This window comes from Brachybacterium equifaecis (genome assembly GCF_023509525.1).
Classification (GTDB): domain Bacteria; phylum Actinomycetota; class Actinomycetes; order Actinomycetales; family Dermabacteraceae; genus Brachybacterium; species Brachybacterium equifaecis.
In genome coordinates this window covers 548,305-564,965 of sequence record NZ_JAKNCJ010000002.1, presented here as the reverse complement: position 1 = coordinate 564,965, position 16,661 = coordinate 548,305, and the positions used below count along the sequence as shown (strand labels likewise).

Genomic DNA, 16,661 nt, shown 5'->3' with positions numbered 1-16,661 from the left:
TCCCCGTGCACCGCTCCCGTCGGGCGGCCCTCGGCGCACATCGCTGTGCGGGGCCGACGCCCGTGCCCCACGGCTGAGCGGTCTCCGCCCCGGACCGCACGGTCCCCGACGAACGGTGGTCCCATGGACCTGACATTCAAGATCATCGCGCTCGCGATCTACTTCCTCGCGATGCTCGGCATCGGCCTCTATGCCTTCCGCAAGACCAGCGACGGCGACGAGTACATCCTCGGCGGCCGCCAGCTGCATCCCTTCACCGCGGCGCTGTCCGCCGGCGCCTCCGACATGTCGGGCTGGCTGCTCATGGGCCTGCCCGGCGCGCTCTACATCTCCGGGCTCGTCGAGAGCTGGATCGCGGTCGGCCTCACCGTCGGCGCCGCCCTGAACTGGTGGCTCGTCGCTCCCCGTCTGCGCCAGTACACCGCGATCGCGAACAACTCGCTCACGGTGCCGAGCTTCTTCGGCAACCGTCTCCACGACCGCACGCGCGTGCTGCGCATCGCGGCCGGCGTCGTGATCCTCGTGTTCTTCACGTTCTACGTCTCCTCCGGCATGGTCGCCGGCGGCGTGTTCTTCGAGTCCATGTTCGGCGGCTCCTACCTCACCGGCATGCTGCTCGTCGCCGGCATCACCATCCTCTACACGATGTTCGGCGGCTTCCTCGGCGCCACCTACACCGACGTCGTGCAGGGCATGATCATGCTGGTCTCGCTGGCCGCCGTGCCGATCGCCGCGATGCTCGCAGTCGGCGGCCCCGGCGCGATGTGGGAGTCGATCCAGCAGGTCAACGCCGACTTCACCTCCATGACCGGCGGCGCGACCGCGATCGGCGTGATCTCCTCGCTCGCCTGGGGTCTCGGCTACTTCGGACAGCCCCACATCATCGTGCGCTTCATGGCCCTGCGCTCCTCGCGCGATGCGAAGTACGGCCTGGTGGTCGGCATCGGCTGGATGATCCTGTGCGTGGTCGGCGCGATCTTCACCGCCATGGCGGGCCTCGCGTACTTCCAGCAGCACCAGGATGCGGTGCTGACGAACGAGAACGGCGAGTCCGTGTTCCTCGACCTCGCCCAGATCCTCTTCCACCCGCTCATCGCGGGCCTGCTGCTGGCCGCCGTCCTCGCGGCCATCATGTCGACCCTGTCCTCGCAGCTCGTGGTGAGCTCCTCCGCGCTCGTGGAGGACATCCTCGAGGGCGTGAACATCCGCATGGGCGCCGGCGCGAAGCTCTGGGCCGGCCGCCTCGGCGTGCTCGCGGTCTCCCTGCTCGCGGTGATCCTGGCGCTCAATCCGAAGAACTCGATCCTCGACCTGGTCTCCTTCGCCTGGGCCGGGTTCGGCGCGGCCTTCGGCCCGATCGTGCTGCTGAGCCTGTTCTGGCGGCGAATGACCACCGCCGGAGCATTCGTGGGCATGGTCGCGGGCGCCCTCACCGCCTTCTGGTGGGGCGGCGGGTTCCAGACCATCCGCGGCATCAGGCAGGTGGTCCCCTTCGACGAGGCAGCGAACCTGTTCAACGGGGAGCACCTCTACGAGATCGTGCCCGGCTTCCTGATCTGCCTGGTCCTCGCGGTCCTCGTCTCGCTGATCACCCCGAAGCCCCCGGTCGCCGTGACCGAGGAGTTCGACGAGATGGTCGCCTCGCTGAAGGACGGGGTGGTGCCCGCGCATCGCCTCGCCCCCTCGACTGCGGCCGCCACCGGCGCCGCGAGCTCGGGCAAGGGCTCGCACGCGGCGCGCTGACGCCGCTGCGGCTGGCATCGCCAGCAGATTCCTCGGTGTGAGGGCCGGTGACGTGCCATATTGCAGGTCACCGGCCCTCACACCGATCTTTTTGCTGCTGGTGGCTGACTAGGCCTGCCGGGGGCTTCCTTGGCACATGGGCATCTGGGTCTGCCGGGGTCTGCCGGGGCACCTGGGCCTGCCGGGGCCTGCCGGGCCCTCCCGGGCGTGCAGGGGCCTGCCCTCCGGACGAGCCCGCGCTCGCCAGACGAGGATGCCCCCGCCGGCCGGGCCGGGCCGCGCTCGTGGTGCAGGGGCAGGGAGGCTCGGGTGGGATGATCGGGGCCAGTCGCACGACAGGAGATCCCACGATGACGCCCCACTCCGCTGGCAGCACCCCCGAACCTGGCCCCACCGGCCCTGCGCCGCAGTCCGCGCCCGCCGGCCGGTCTGCCGCCGACGCCCCCGCGCCCGGAGGCGTGCTGGAGCTCCTGGGGCGGCCGACGCCCCGGATCGGCTACGGCATGGGTCGCTGACCCGCGCGGCGTCGGATCCGCAGGCGCGAGCCGGTGCCGTCGAGCTGCTGCGCCGCGCCTTCGAACTGGGCATCCGCCACTTCGACACCGCCCACTTCTACGGGGACGGCCGCGCGATCGCGCTGCTCGCCGGGGCCCTCGGCGACCGCCGGGAGGAGATCCTCCTGGCCACCAAGGCGGGCGCCGTCTCCACGCCTGATGGCCCCTTCCCGATGGCGCTCGCGCAGCATCCTTCCGATCTGCGCCGCAGCATCGAGCAGAACCTCGAGACCCTCCGCACCGACCGTCTCGATCTCGTCTACCTGCGCCGCGCCGACCAGGGCCCGGGGCTCCTCTCGCCGGAGGACCAGCAGGTGCCGCTCGCCGCGCAGCTCGAGGTCCTCTCGGGCCTGCGCGCGGAGGGAGTGATCGGCGGGATCGGCCTCAGCCACGTCAGCCTCGACCAGCTGCGCGAGGCGCTGCCGGCGGGGATCGTCGCCGTCCAGAACATCTTCAACCTCGCCGACCAGGGGGACAGCGACCTGCTCCGGCTGTGCGAGCGCGAGGGCATCGCCTGGGTGCCGTACTTCCCGCTCGGCGGCGGCTTCGGGAATCTGCCGCGGGTCGTCGAGCTGCCAGTGGTGCAGGAGATCGCGGAGGAGCTCGGCGCGACTGCGATGCAGGTCGGTCAGGCATGGCTGCTGGCTGTCTCTCCCCGCAGCGTGCTCATCTCCGGGACGTCCTCCGTGCACCACCTTGAGCAGAACCTCGCCGCGGGGGACCTCCAGCTCACGCCTGCGCACATGCAGCGCCTCGAGGACGGCGCCCGCGCCGCCGGAGGCAGCGGCGCCTGAGCCGGCATCTGAGCCAGGGAGAGGGGGCCGTGAGCCCGCTGTTCCAGCAGATTCCTCGGTGTGAGGGCCGGTGACGTGGCATATGCCAGGTCACCGGCCCTCACACCGATGTTTTTGCTGCCAGAGCCCGAATCCGGCCCGGATCTGGACCCCCGGAGAGCCCCGATCCGGCCCGGATCGGGACTGCTGCGCAGCCTCAGGCCCGGGGGAGGGCCTTCTCCGCGGCGACCACGGCCTCGACCAGGGAGTCCTCGGCGCCGCCGTCGACGATCTGATCGAGCAGGGCGCGCACGCGCGCGGTGTCGTCCTCGAGCTTCCCGGCCTCCACGATCGCCTCGGCACGGGGATCGCTGATCTCCACGCCGCCGCGGGCGCGCTCGGTCATGAGCGCCGTCCACCCCGCGATCATGTTCACCGCGCCCGGTGCGGAGTCCGCCCCGCCGCGCTCGGCGATCACGGGCAGCGCGCGCACCCGCAGCTTCTCGGAGCCGTCGGCCGCGATGCGGTTCAGCTGATCGGCCATCCGCGGGTTCTCGAAGCGCGCGAGCAGGGCCGAGGTGTACGCGTCGAGCTCCTCGGCCGGCAGGTCGAGGGTCGCGCGGGTGTCGGCCCAGACCTTCTCCACGAGCTCTCGCACCGCGGGATCCGCGATCGCCTGGTCCACGCGCTCGTGGCCGGCGAGCTGGCCCGCGTACGCCATGAACGAGTGGGCGCCGTTAAGCAGGCGCAGCTTGCGCTTCTCGTGGAGCTCGACGTCGTCGGTGAGCTGCGCACCGGCCTTCTCCCACGCGGGGCGGGCGCCGCGGAACACGTCCTGCACCACCCACTCCTTGAAGGGCTCGGTCACCACGGTCGCGCGGTCCTCGAGGCCGGTGGCCTCGCGCACGACCTCGGCGTCAGCCTCGGAGGACGCCGGCGTGATGCGGTCGACCATCGTCGAGACGACGTCCACGTGGTCGTCGAACCACTCGCGGGTCTCGGCGTCCGCTGCGGCCAGCACGGCCTCGCGCAGCACGGCGCCGTTGCCCGGCAGGTTGTCGCAGGAGACCAGCGCGATCGGCTCCTCGACGCCGGCCTCTCGGCGGGCCTTCAGCGCCACCGCGAGACGGGCGGGGGCCGAGGTCTCCGGGTCGTTCCCCGCCGAATAGCCCTTCTCCGTGATGGTCAGCGTGACCACCGCGGTCTCGGGATCGGCGAGCAGGCGCGAGAGCGCCTCGACGTCGGATGCGGGATGGACGTCATCGAGGATGTCCATCACCGTGACCTCATCACCGCCGGGCTCGCGGACCACGAGCCCGTACTTGCCGTCCTGGGCGTTCAGGACGTCGGCGATGTCGGCCGACCGCCCGGTGAAGGCGCTGACGCGCCACCCCTCGGCGGCTGCGGTGTAGACGAGGGTGTGGGCGCGGGCGAAGTTGCCGATGCCCAGGTGGACGAGGCGGCGGGAGCCGGTGGGGTCGCTCATGATGCTCTCCTTCGAACGGTTCTCGGGTCCAGGCCGGATCAGTGCGCGATCGGCGGGTAGGACGCCTTCGGCAGGGTGCTGGTGAGGTCGACGGCCGTCTCGATGGCCTCCTCCTCGGTCAGGCGGCCCTCGGCCACGAGGTTCGCGAGGTAGCCGGCGTCGATGCGGCGCGCCAGGTCGTGGCGGGCTGGGATCGAGGCGAACGCGCGCGTGTCGTCCACAAAGCCCGAGGTGTTGTAGAAGCCGGCGGTCTCGGTGGCGAGCTCGCGGAAGCGGCGCATGCCGTCGGGGGAGTCGATGAACCACCACGGGGCGCCGAGGCGCACGGCCGGGTACGTGCCGGCGATCGGCGCGAGCTCGCGCGAGTACACGGTCTCGTCGATCGTGAACAGGATGCAGTGGAAGTTCGGGTTCCGGCCGAAGGCGTCGAGCATCGGCTGCACGCCGCGGGTGTAATCCACGCCGATCGGGATGTCGTAGCCCTTGTCCTTGCCGTAGGTCTCGAGGATCTCGGTGGAGTGGTCGCGGCGCACGCCCGGGTGGATCTGCATGACCAGGCCGTCCTCGGTGGACATCTTCGCCATCTGGAAGAGCATGTGCGCCTCGAACGCGGCGCCCTCCTCGGCGCTGATCTCCTCGCCCGCGACCGCGCGGCCGTAGAGCGCGGCGGCCTCCTCGTCGGGCAGGGGCTGGGTGTTCGGCAGCAGGTGGCCGTGGTCGGTGGCGCGGGCGCCGGCCTCGATGAACGCGCGGCGGCGGTGGCGCAGCGCGGCGAGGTAGCCCTCGTAGGTCGAGACATCCTCGCCCGACAGCTTCCCGATCGCCTCGACCTCGGCCTTGAAGGTCGGCCCGGTGAGGGTGAGCGCGGCGTCGGGGCGGAACGTCGGCACCACGCGGTGGCCGAGGCCCTGCTCGCGGATCTGCCGGTGGAACTCCAGATCCGAGGAGGCCGGGTCGGTGGTGGAGATGATCTCGATGTCGAAGCGGTCCAGCAGGCCCTGGGGCGTGAAGTCCTCCTCGGCGATCACGGAGGCGATCTGGTCGTAGATCGCGTCAGCCGTCTCGGCCGACGGCACGAGGTCGACGCCGAACACCTCGACGAGCTCGTGCTCGATCCAGAAGCGCGAGGGCGTGCCGCGGTACAGCTTCCAGTTCTCGCAGAAGCGCTTCCAGATGGCGCGCGAGTCGGTCTCGACCGCGCCGCCGTCCTGGCGGGGGACGCCCAGGTCATCGAGGTTCACGCCCTGCGAGGCGAGCATGCGGAACACGTAGTGGTCCGGCACGATCAGCAGCTGCGCGGGATCGGGGAAGGGGGTGTTCTCCGCGAACGCCTGCGCCTCCACGTGGCCGTGCATCGAGATGATCGGCAGGTCCTTCACGTGCTCGTAGATCCGCACGGCGATCTCGCGCGTGCCCGGATCGGCGGGGAAGGCGCGGTTCGGGTCAAGGGTCAGGCGTGCAGCGTTCATGGTCTCCTCCTCGAGAGCTCGACGGCGCGGTCCTGTCGGGCCGTGACGCGTAGTCGGCATCGCCCTCCGCGCGTGCGGAATGTGACGTGCCCTACCCCAGGATGCTCCCCCGATTCGGGGGCCGGGGGTCACTGGTTGCCGATGTTTGCACGTGGGATCAGGGATCCGCCCCGGCCGACGGGCCCGCCGCGCGCGCCTGATGGGCTGGGCCGACGGGCGCGTCCCCCCTGCCCGACCGCGGGCGTCCAGGGGTCGGACGTATCGTGGGCGCCTGCCCTTCTTCCCCCGCAGAGAGGCATCGCGTGCGCACCCCCGAAGATCCCGCACCCCGCGATCCGTCCCCCCGCGAGCCGACCCTCCACGAGGTCGCCCGCGCCGCCGGCGTCTCCGTGGCCACCGCCTCGCGCGCGCTCTCCGGAGCGAGCCGCGTCGCCGAGAGCACGCGCGCTCGCGTCGTCAGCGCGGCGCGCGAGCTGGACTTCCGGCCCAGCGGGCTGGCCCGCGCCTTCGCCTCGGGGCGCTCGGGCATCATCGGGATGCTGACCCACCACGCCCGCGGCACCTGGTCGGGGCCGATCTCACTGGGGGCGATCCGCGAGCTCGGCCTCCACGACACGGGCGTCATCCTGCACGACGCGGACTTCGACGACTGCGCCCTGGCCCGCCACATCGACACCCTGCGCTCGCGCCGGATCGACGGCCTGCTCGTGGTCGGCGACGGCCCGCTGTCGGTGCTCCCCTCGCTGCGCGAGAAGGTCTCGGTGCCGACGGCGTACGTCTTCACCCGCAGCGCCGATCCGGCGGATCCGGTGCTCATGCCCGACTACGCCGCGGCGGGCGCCATGGCTGCCGAGCACCTCGTGGCCCGGGGCTGCCGCGCGCTCGCCGCGATCCCCGGGGATGCCCGCGACCGCACCGCGCGCGAGCGCACGGAGGGTTTCGTCGCGCGGGCCCGCGCGCTCGGCTTCCCGGTGCGCGTCGCCGCCGGCCGCGCCGCCTGGACCCACAGCTGGGGCCGGGCGGGGATGGAGGAGCTCCTGGACCAGGGCCCCGCTCCCGATGGCGTGCTCTGCGGGAACGACACCATCTGCTGGGGCGCCCGCGATGCGCTGCGCCGACGGGGCCTGCGCACCCCCGAGGACGTCTCGCTCGTGGGTGTGGACAACTGGGGCGGCGTCGTGCTGCGCCGCCCTGACATTCCTCTGACCACGATCGACCTCGGGCTCGAGGCGCTCGGGCGCCTGGGGGCGCAGTGGGTGCTGGGCGGAGGGGAGGGTCCGCTGCCCGACGTGCGCGCGGCGATGCGCCTGGTGCAGGGGGAGACGACGCGCGAGCTGCGCTGAGGGCTCAGTCCCGCATGCCCGCCCAGTCGCCGAGCACATCCGCGAGGCGGCCGTGAAGGCGGATGCTCGCGAGCGCATCGCCGCGCGTCGGCCCGTCGCCGAGGATCACGACCGGCGTTCCCGCTGCGGCCGCGCGGCGCACGAACCGCAGGCCGGACATGACAGTGAGAGAGGTGCCGAGCACGAGCAGCGCCTCCGCGCGCTCGAGGGATTCGAGGGCGCGCGCGAGCGTCGCGGGCCGCGCGCTCTCCCCGAAGAAGACGACGTCGGGCTTGAGCATCCCGCCGCACAGCGCGCATGCGGGGTAGCGGAACTCGTGGGTGCGATCGACCTCGGCGTCGCCGTCAGGCGCCTGGGCGGTGTCGGCCGCGAGCGCGGGCAGGCGGCTCGCGACCTGCGGATTCATCGCCAGCAGTCGCGCGTGCAGGCGGTCGCGCGCGATGATCTCCTCGCAGCCCAGGCACCGCACCGCATCGAGCCGGCCGTGCAGATCGATCACCTCGGTGGAGCCGGCCTGCTGGTGGAGACCGTCGACGTTCTGGGTGATCACGCCGGTCAGCGGCACGGCGCCCTCGAGCGCCGCCAGGGCGCGGTGCGCGCGGTTCGGGCGGGCGCGCAGGAACTGCGTCCAGCCGACGGTGGAGCGGGCCCAGTAGCGGCGGCGCGAGAGGTCCGAGCCCGTGAACTCCTGGAAGGTCATCGGGGAGCGGGGGACCGCCCGGGGCCCGCGGTAGTCGGGAAGCCCCGAGTCGGTCGACATGCCCGCGCCGGTCAGCACGGCCGTCGGCCGGCCGCGCAGCAGGGCGAGAGCCTCGGCGATCTCTGCGGCGCTGCTGCGCCGGCCGTACTGGTCGCTCGGCTCGGGCCCCCAGGCCGGAAGGCGCGGGAGGCCGCGGGCGCCGGAGCGGGGCGCGGCGGCGGAGAACCAGCGGCCGACGTCGGCCGCGGGGCCCGCGATCCCCGACGCTCCGCTCACCCGCGGAACAGCAGCTCGTCGGCCTGGCCCCTCGCGCCCGGCTCGACGGCGTAGAGGGAGCCCGCCGTCGGATCCTCGCCCGGATCGAGGTTCTCGCGGCTCGTCGTGATGTAGAGGGTGGCGAGATCGGGGCCGCCGAAGGTGCAGGCGGTGCTCTGGCGTGCGCCGACGCGGATCCGCTCGAGCACCTCTCCGCTCTCCTCGAGGCACAGCACGGTGCCCGCGCCGTTCATCGCGACCCAGATCCGGCCGTCCGCGTCGATCGTGAGGCCGTCCGGGTTGCCGTCCTCCTCGGAGAGGTCGATCAGCGCGCGGCGCTCGACGAGCCCGTGCTCGTCGTCCCAGTCCAGGATGTCGATCCGGTGGGTCGGGGTGTCGATGTAGAAGGCGCGGGCGCGGTCCGGGGTGAAGTCCAGCCCGTTCGAGGTGGTCAGCCCGGTGGCGACGCGGCGCGAGGAGCCATCCGGCAGGAGGCGCCACATCGAGGCGGCGCCCTCGGCGCGCGAGTACGCCATCGTGCCCGCATAGAAGGAGCCGTCCGGTGCGATGGCGCCCTCGTTCATCCGCACGTCCTCGCTCCAGAGCTCGGGAAGGAGGCTGATGGTGCCGTCGGGGTCCTGGAGGGCGAAGCCCTTCTCCACGGCGAGCACGGCGCCGCCGTCAGCCCGCGGGCGCACGCAGGCGACGACGGGCGAGCCGGTCGCGGTGCGGGAGATCGCGCCGGTGCGCGGATCGAGCTCGAGGAAGTCGCCGGCGAGCATGTCCACCCAGCGCAGCGCGCCACCATCACCCCAGGTCGCGGACCAGCGGGGACCCTCGGTGTGGTAGCAGAGCGAGTCGGTGATCCGTGCGGCGTCCATGGGTCCTCCTGGTGGCGGGTGCGCGTGCGCCCACCGTACCGAGCGGGGCTGGAGAGCGGCAGGGGCAGCGGGGGCCCGCGTCACTTCCCGCCGAGGAGGCGATCCATCGGCACGAAGTCGGAGAACTCGGGATCCAGGGACGAGCCGGTGCGGGCATCCCCGCCGTCGGCCGCGGGGCCGGTGATCGCCTGGTCCTGGCCGGCCTGGCCGGCCTGGGGAGCCTGGCGGCCCTGACCCTGGCCCGCGGCCTGCCCCTGGTCCTCGTGCTCGATCGCCGATTCCGCAGCCTCGCCGACGCCCGCCAGGAGCATCGTCGCGAGCTCCGCCCCTGCGCGCCGGGCGCGGACGGCGAGCGGCTGCTCGTCGGCCTCGTCCGGGGAGGTGGCGCCGAAATCCGCCGAGGAGGCGAACACAGCCGTCGGCACCACCTCGGAGCGGAGGTAGCCGAAGGTCGGGCGGATCGCGTAGTCGATCGCCAGGGAGTGGCGCGACGTGCCTGCGGTCGCGCCCAGCAGGACGGGCTTGCCGGTCCAGAGCTCGCGGTCCACGGCGTCCAGGAACGACTTCGCCAGCCCCGAGGGGCCGACGTTGAAGATCGGCGTCACAGCGATCACCGCGTCGGCCTGGGTGAGCGCGCTGATCACGTCGGCGAGCCTCTGGCTGGGGAAGCGGGTCAGCATCATGTCGGTGATGTCATGGGCGAGCTCGCGCAGCTCGACGGTGCGCACCTCGACCTGAGCCCCGCGGGACTCGAGCGCGTCGGCGGATGCACGGGAGAGGACATCGGCGAGCATCCGCGTGGAGCTCGGGGTGGAGAGCCCGGCGCTCAGGACGAGCAGACGGATCGGTGCGGACATCGGAGTACCTCCTGGGTGGGGTGCGGAGAGCGGGGGCGTCTGCGGCGAGCGTTCGGGAATGCGACAGGAAGCGCAGCCTGCGACTGGGGTGCGGGACGGGATGGATCGGACCGCGACGGGTGCCGCGTCCGGGTGAGGGCTGGACCTGGCGCACTCACGTTCCACCGGTGGAACGCGAGTGCGCCGACTCGGTCGCTTCCCGGCAGTCTCAGCGCTGCGAGGAGTCCCCGGCGCGCAGGCCGGTCCAGTTGTCGCCCGTCTCGAAACGGTACGACGGATCGAAGCGGCCCTGCTCCGCGTCGCGCGCGGCGACCATCGCGGCGTGGGTCGGGGCGTCGGGGACGTCGGCGGGGCGGCGGGCGTCCAGCTCGCGGCGCAGCACGGGGACGACCTCCGTGCCCAGCAGCTCGATCTGCTCCAGCACCGTCTTCTGCGGCAGGCCCGCGTGGTCCATGAGGAAGAGCTGGCGCTGGTAGTCGCCGACCTCGTCGGCCATCGTGAGGTAGCGCTCGATGACCTGCTCGGGGGAGCCGACGGTCAGCGGAGTCTGCGCGGTGAAGTCCTCCAGCGAGGGGCCGCCGCCGTAGACCGGCGCGTTGTCGAAGTAGGGGCGGAACTCGGCGACGGCCGCCTGGCTGCTCTTGCGCATGAACGCCTGGCCGCCGAGGCCGACGATCGCCTGGTGGGCCTTGCCGTGGCCGTAGTGCTCGTAGCGCTCGCGGTAGAGCTGCACCATCTGACGGGTGTGGGTGATGGGCCAGAAGATGTTGTTGTGGAGGAAGCCGTCGCCGTAGCACGCGGCCTGCTCGGCGATCTGCGGGGAGCGGATCGAGCCGTGCCACACGAACGGGGCGACGCCGTCGAGCGGGCGGGGGGTGGAGGTGAACTGCTGCAGCGGCGTGCGGAACTGGCCCTCCCAGTTCACGACATCCTCGCGCCACAGGCGGTGCAGCAGCTCGTAGTTCTCGATCGCGAGCTCGAGGCCGGTGCGGATGTCCTGGCCGAACCACGGGTAGACCGGTCCGGTGTTGCCGCGGCCCATCACGAGGTCGACGCGACCCCCGGTGAGGTGCTGCAGCATCGCGTAGTCCTCGGCGATCTTCACCGGATCGTTGGTGGTGATCAGCGTGGTGGCGGTGGAGAGGATGAGCTTCTCGGTCTGCGCGCCGATGTACGCGAGCGTGGTGGTGGGGGAGGACGTCACGAACGGCGGGTTGTGGTGCTCGCCGAGGGCGAAGACGTCCAGGCCCACCTGCTCGGCGAGCTTCGCCTGCTCGACGATCGTGAGCAGGCGCTCGTGCTCGGTGGGGACCCGGCCGGTCGTGGGATCGGGCGTGATGTCGGCGATGCTGAAGATTCCGAACTGCATGGTGTGCTCCTCGGTGCGGGTGGTGCCGCGGTGACCAGCTGCGGCGATAGTAGAAACATAAACTAAAGTCGAGGCGCGCGCAAGCGTCGACTGGATGCACCGAAGGGTGAACTTGCGGAGAGGTCAAGGTGAATGGAGTGTGACGAACACTGTCGGCTTTGAGCCGGTTTGCCGGAAATGCAAAGCCAGGTGCGCCACACACTCGTCCTGTCCCTCCCGGTCGGCGCTCGGAGTGGCAGGATGAATACGATGCCGCGGCATCGTGGACAGTTGGGGCGAGCTGCCGCATGGAGATGCGGAGGGGCGGCCCCGGGGCGTCGTGGTGGCGACCGCCTGTCCTGCTGGAGAGCCTTGACTGCGAGCAGGCTCCCGCCCTGACCCCCGCCCCCGAACCCGCAGCGCGCCGACGTGCACGGGCTCGTTCTTCTCGACCCCGTCGGCCGGAGGACACATATGTCCAGCCCCTTGCACGACTATGCGGCAGTGGACCGCTTCGACCCTGTGAGTAGGCGCGAAGCAGTTCGCGATCGATACTCGCCCGTCATGATCGTGATGACGATCATCGCGACGATCGGCGTCCTCGGCTATGCGGGCTTCCTGCTCCAGCCGAGCCATCGCGGCGACCTCCTCCCCTGGCTGATCGTGATCATCTCCGAGGCGATCCTGCTCTTCCACGCACTTTTCGCGATGTGGACGATCCTGGCGGGCTCCAAGGAGGTGCGCACGTTCGACTACTTCCGTGCTCGCGACAACCTGTACAGCGCCAAGAGCATCCTCAAGAAGGGCCTGAAGGAGACGCCGTCCGCGTGGCCGATGCGCCTGAACGGCAAGCCGATCACCGTCGACATCTTCATCACGGTCTACGGCGAGCCGATCGATGTCATCCGCAGGACTGCGACGGCAGCGATGAACGTGCGCGGCAAGCACACGGTGTGGATCCTCGATGACGGCCACTCCGATGAGGTCCGGGCCCTCACTGAGGAGATCGGCTGCCGGTACATCCGCCGCCTGTCGAGCAACGGCGCGAAGGCCGGCAACGTCAACCATGCGCTGAGCATGACCTCCGGGGAGTTCTACGTCATCCTCGACGCTGACTTCATCCCGCTGCCGGGGCTGCTGGAGGAGACGCTGCCGTTCTTCGAGAACCAGACGGTCGCCTTCGTGCAGTCGCCGCAGACATACGGCAACCTGCACAACTTCATCTCGCGCGGAGCGGGCTACATGCAGGCGATGTTCTACCGCTTCCTGCAGCCCGGACGCAACCACTTCAACGCGGCGTTCTGCGTGGGCACGAACGTGGTGTTCCGTCGCGCAGCGATCGACGACATCGGCGGCATGTACACCGAGTCGAAGTCCGAGGACGTCTGGACCTCCCTGAAGCTCCACGAGCGCGGATGGAAGTCCATCTTCCTCCCGACGACTCTCGCGATCGGAGACGCCCCCGACACGATCGAGGCGTTCTCTAAGCAGCAGCTGCGCTGGGCGACCGGTGGCTTCGAGATCCTGCTCCAGTCGAATCCTCTGAGCCCCCGGCGTCGGCTCACGTTGGATCAGCGCTTGATGTACTTCGTGACCGCGAGCCATTACCTCACGGGCATCGTCCCCGGTCTGCTCCTGCTGGTCCCCGTGCTCGAGATCTTCTTCGATCTCCGGCCGGTCTCCCTGGACGTCACATGGGAGACCTGGGCGCTGTTCTACGCAGGCTTCTACGTCGTGCAGGTGGCGTTGGCGTTCTTCACCCTGGGCTCCTTCCGCTGGGAGGTCCTGATGCTCGCGGCCTGCTCCTTCCCGATCTACGCGAAGGCCCTCTACAACGTGATCATCGGCCGGGACCAGGCGTGGAGCGTGACCGGCACGGTCAAGCGGCGCTCCCCGTTCAACGTGATGATCCCGCAGGTGCTCACCTTCATCCTCCTGCTCGTCACCACCTTCGTCGGCGCATGGCGGGACGACATCAACAGCGAGCTGTCGATCGCGACGCTCTGGGCAGGTCTGAACACTGTGATCCTCGGCGTCTTCATCCTGGTCGCCTTCGGCGAGCAGCGCGAGACGCGCCGGAACGGCGAGACCGATCCGGGACTCGCGCTGAAGAACGAATGGGTCACAAGCCTCCTCGCCGCTCCGGCGCCGATGACCACCCCGGCCGACACGATTCTCTACGAGCTCGGGATGGAGCCGACCGAGCCGGACACCTCGCAGTCGCTGGGCCGGGCGCTCCCGCCGCCCCTGGGCCGGTCCTTCACCCCTTCGCGTGTCGCCCCTCCGGTCACGCCGGAAGAGGAGTCTCACCGCCGGGGAAGGCGGCGCCGAATGGTGAGCGGCGCGGCGACCGCGGTGGCAGAGCGCCCGAGTCCTGACGGCCCCTCCACCGACGCCTGGACCAGCGACCCCGCTGAGAACCCCGGCTCCACGCACTCCGCGACCAACGACACCTCCTCCGGAAGGAACCCCCGATGACCTGGAGCAACCGCTTCCGTCTGCTCGGCTCTGCGATCCTGCTGCTCGCCGTTCTCGCTTTCCTCATCCTCGTGTTCACCCAGCGCCAGGCTCATGTGCAGTCGACCACTGCGGTCATCGAGCAGCCCCGGTTCGTGATCGGAGCCCAGTACACGGGCATCGTCACGGATCAGCAGGTCGAGCTCGGGGACACTGTGACCGCGGGCCAGGTCCTCTTCACACTCTCCAGCCCTGCGCTCCTGGCGGACGCAGCCAACGGCGTGGAGCCCTCCTCGGACATCGCCACGGACATCAATCCGGCCGAGGGCACCGTCGTCTACAAGGCGACGGCAGACGGCACGATCACCGAGCTCAATGCCATCCAGGGCGGCTACATCATCGGCTCCACCCCGCTGGCGACGATCGTCCAGTCCACGCCCCGTACCGTGATGGCTGACTTCCAGCTCTCTCCGCGGGACTACGGCCGCCTCGAGCAGGGCGCGAAGGCCACCATCCTCCTCCCGGACAACACCACGGTGACGGGCGAGGTGGTCTCCGCGCAGGTGACGACGGAGGAGGGCCAGGCCTTCACCGAAGCCCGGATCATCAGCAAGGAGCTCGACGAGTCCGATCTGACCCTGCTGGCGACGGACGGGGCGCCGGTGATCGTCACGGTTCAGCTTCGAAGCGAGGGCTTCCTCGCCGGACCGGCCGACGCCATGATGGACTTCCTCCAGAAGATCGGCCTGCGATGACCCGCCGGGTCCGCGCAGCCGCCCTCGTGACAGCCACCGTTCTACTCGCCGGATGCATGGGCGAGGGTCCCGCGCCGACGGGCCCCACAGGCAGCTCCTCCGGCGATGTCTTCAGCGTCGAGCAGGTGCAGTCCCTCACGGCAGGTGTTCCCGAATACACGACGCCGACTGACCTCAAGCCCGCGCGCCTTGGGGAGGGCCTCGTGCCGCCCACGAACCGCTGGTTCTCCGGGCTGGTCTTCGGCGACGAGGCGCAGCCCGTGTTCCCCCTCCCGTTGAGCTTCGGTCTCCAGGGGGGCGGCTTCGCGTTCGGAATGCCCGCCGTCGCGGTGACCGAGAAGACGATCGCCAGCGGTTTCAATCCCGCAGTCTCCGTCACCGTGGCTAATGCCGGCAGTAGCGTCGTCTCCGCCTACGACGATGCCTCCGTGACGGTGCAGGCGCAGGACGCCAGCGGCGGTGCGATCGGGGACACGGTCATCGCCGAAGGCTCACCGATCGTCAGCTTCACTGCCGTCAAGGATGCCGAGCTCACCCTCGACCAGCAGTTCGTCCAGACCGGAGACCACTACGAGGTCGATCTCGGGGGCGATGTCTACGGGCTGGTGCTCGGAGAGGGGGCGACCCTCGACGGCAGCGTCGTGAACGTGCCGGAGGGAGCGACCGTCTCCTGGTTCGCGGTGCCGAAGGATGGAGACGCCGCCGCACTCGCTGGGCTTGCAGCCGATCCGCTCACAAGCACCTCCGCGACGTACGAGGTGGGGGCTGATTCCGTCACCACCACCGTCGGGTACATCACGGCTGGCGGCGGCGAGACGGCGTTCGTCGCCATGCCGCACCAGCAGAAGTCGCTCGTCGGCTTGACCTGCGATCTCGGCACCTATCCTTCGGTGTTCGGAGAGCTCTCTCTGTGCTCAGGCACCGAGCTCAGCTGGGGTGCCCCGAAGCAGACGGTGAATGCGCAGCTCGATCTGAGCGGGCTCTCTCAGTCCGAGAGGGAGCTCTTGGCCCAGCAGGTCGCTGAAGACGTCGGAGCGACGCCCGAGTACCCCGCCGATACCTACTTCGGCGGCAAGGCGCTCTACCGCGATGCGATGCTCTACTCGATCGCCTCGCAGGTCGGAGCCGATGAGGCCGCGGCGACGGCGAGGGAGCGCCTTCTCACGCAGATGCGCCAGTGGACCCAGGCCGACGGCTGCTCCGAGCGCGACGCGTTCTGCTTCGCCTATGACGCGAAGAACAAGGGAGTGATCGGGCTGACCCCTTCATTCGGCTCCGAGGAGTACAACGACCATCACTTCCACTACGGATACTTCCTCTATGCCGCGGGCGTGGTGGCGAAGGACGACCCGGCTCTGGTCGAGGAGTTCGCGCCGGTGATGGATCTGCTGGCGGCCGACATCGCGAACGACGCCACCACCGGCGAGCTGCCGGTGCGCCGCACGTTCGACGTCTACCAGTCGCATTCGTGGGCTTCGGGCACCTCCCCGTTCGCCGACGGCAACAACCAGGAGTCCTCCTCGGAGGCGGTCAACGCCTACGCGGGCCTCCAGCTGTGGGCCGAGGCGTCCGGCAACGATCCGCTCGCCGCCCAGGCGCAGTGGATGATGGCGAACGAGGCGAGCTCCGCCCTGAGCTACTGGACGAACTTCGATCGCTCGGAGGACGTCTACCAGGGCTACGGCCACACGGTGATCCCGCTGAACTTCGGGGCCAAGCGCGACTACGCCACCTGGTTCTCCCCGGAGCCGGCGGCGATGCTCGCGATCCTCGCCCTCCCGCTGAGCCCGAGCTCGGACTTCCTGGGCGTGGACCCGGCCCGCGTGGACACCAACATCGGCGAGGCGACCGCCGCCGGAGGCTACAACCAGACCTACGGCGACTGGCTGCTGATGTACTCCGCGCTCGGCGGCGAGGAGCAGAAGGCCGCGGCTCTGCAGCAGGCCCAGACGCTCTCGGACGAGTGGATCGATGACGGCAACACGCGCTCGTACATGTACGCGTACATCATGAGCCGCTGACGATCTGACCTCGTGCGGC

General features: G+C 70.5%; 13 protein-coding genes. 7 read left to right on the top strand and 6 right to left on the bottom strand.

What is annotated here, in order from left to right; all coding sequences use genetic code 11:
* The first annotated feature begins 123 nt into the window (after positions 1–123).
* From putP to Bequi_RS07025, 3 genes are all read left to right on the top strand, one after another.
* The gene (putP, locus tag Bequi_RS07035; RefSeq protein WP_249737232.1) at positions 124–1,743 is read left to right on the top strand and encodes a sodium/proline symporter PutP; all 1,620 of its coding nucleotides are present in this window, start codon (positions 124–126) and stop codon (positions 1,741–1,743) included.
* Positions 1,744–2,093: 350 nt separating this feature from the next.
* Positions 2,094–2,258: a hypothetical protein gene (locus tag Bequi_RS07030; RefSeq protein WP_249737413.1), complete on the top strand. Its 165-nt coding sequence runs from the start codon at positions 2,094–2,096 to the stop codon at positions 2,256–2,258.
* The gene (locus Bequi_RS07025) at positions 2,255–3,091 is read left to right on the top strand and encodes an aldo/keto reductase (protein ID WP_249737406.1); all 837 of its coding nucleotides are present in this window, start codon (positions 2,255–2,257) and stop codon (positions 3,089–3,091) included. The genes Bequi_RS07030 and Bequi_RS07025 overlap by 4 nt, the downstream gene beginning before the upstream one ends.
* Before the next feature lie 196 nt (positions 3,092–3,287).
* On the opposite strand, the gene Bequi_RS07020 is transcribed toward Bequi_RS07025, so the two are convergent.
* The gene (locus Bequi_RS07020; protein WP_249737231.1) at positions 3,288–4,556 is read right to left on the bottom strand and encodes a mannitol dehydrogenase family protein; all 1,269 of its coding nucleotides are present in this window, start codon (positions 4,554–4,556) and stop codon (positions 3,288–3,290) included.
* Positions 4,557–4,594: 38 nt separating this feature from the next.
* On the bottom strand, positions 4,595–6,025 hold the full coding sequence (gene uxaC, locus Bequi_RS07015) for a glucuronate isomerase (protein WP_249737230.1): 1,431 nt from the start codon (positions 6,023–6,025) through the stop codon (positions 4,595–4,597).
* Between the two features lie 302 nt (positions 6,026–6,327).
* Here uxaC and Bequi_RS07010 point away from each other — a divergent pair, with 302 nt between their 5' ends.
* Positions 6,328–7,368: a LacI family DNA-binding transcriptional regulator gene (locus Bequi_RS07010; RefSeq protein ID WP_249737229.1), complete on the top strand. Its 1,041-nt coding sequence runs from the start codon at positions 6,328–6,330 to the stop codon at positions 7,366–7,368.
* Positions 7,369–7,372: 4 nt separating this feature from the next.
* Here the strand turns inward: Bequi_RS07010 and Bequi_RS07005 are convergent, their stop codons facing one another.
* The 4 genes from Bequi_RS07005 to Bequi_RS06990 form a co-directional block, all read right to left on the bottom strand.
* Entirely contained in the window at positions 7,373–8,344 is a 972-nt protein-coding gene (locus Bequi_RS07005) for a Sir2 family NAD-dependent protein deacetylase (protein WP_249737228.1), read from the bottom strand.
* On the bottom strand, positions 8,341–9,204 hold the full coding sequence (locus Bequi_RS07000; RefSeq protein ID WP_249737227.1) for an SMP-30/gluconolactonase/LRE family protein: 864 nt from the start codon (positions 9,202–9,204) through the stop codon (positions 8,341–8,343). Before Bequi_RS07000 ends, Bequi_RS07005 begins: the two co-directional genes overlap by 4 nt.
* A gap of 80 nt (positions 9,205–9,284) precedes the next feature.
* Entirely contained in the window at positions 9,285–10,061 is a 777-nt protein-coding gene (locus tag Bequi_RS06995; protein ID WP_249737226.1) for a CE1759 family FMN reductase, read from the bottom strand.
* Between the two features lie 208 nt (positions 10,062–10,269).
* Positions 10,270–11,430: an LLM class flavin-dependent oxidoreductase gene (locus tag Bequi_RS06990; protein WP_249737225.1), complete on the bottom strand. Its 1,161-nt coding sequence runs from the start codon at positions 11,428–11,430 to the stop codon at positions 10,270–10,272.
* A 543-nt stretch (positions 11,431–11,973) separates the two neighbouring features.
* Between Bequi_RS06990 and Bequi_RS06985 the strand changes: the two genes are divergently transcribed.
* Genes Bequi_RS06985 through Bequi_RS06975 form a run of 3 tightly spaced genes read left to right on the top strand, consistent with a single transcriptional unit; the run spans position 11,974 to position 16,642 of the window.
* Positions 11,974–13,887: a glycosyltransferase family 2 protein gene (locus Bequi_RS06985; RefSeq protein ID WP_249737224.1), complete on the top strand. Its 1,914-nt coding sequence runs from the start codon at positions 11,974–11,976 to the stop codon at positions 13,885–13,887.
* Positions 13,884–14,621, top strand: coding sequence for an efflux RND transporter periplasmic adaptor subunit (locus Bequi_RS06980; protein ID WP_249737223.1), 738 nt, complete (start codon positions 13,884–13,886; stop codon positions 14,619–14,621). Before Bequi_RS06985 ends, Bequi_RS06980 begins: the two co-directional genes overlap by 4 nt.
* 56 nt (positions 14,622–14,677) lie before the next feature.
* Positions 14,678–16,642, top strand: coding sequence for a glycosyl hydrolase (locus tag Bequi_RS06975; protein ID WP_249737222.1), 1,965 nt, complete (start codon positions 14,678–14,680; stop codon positions 16,640–16,642).
* The last annotated feature ends 19 nt before the right edge of the window (positions 16,643–16,661 follow it).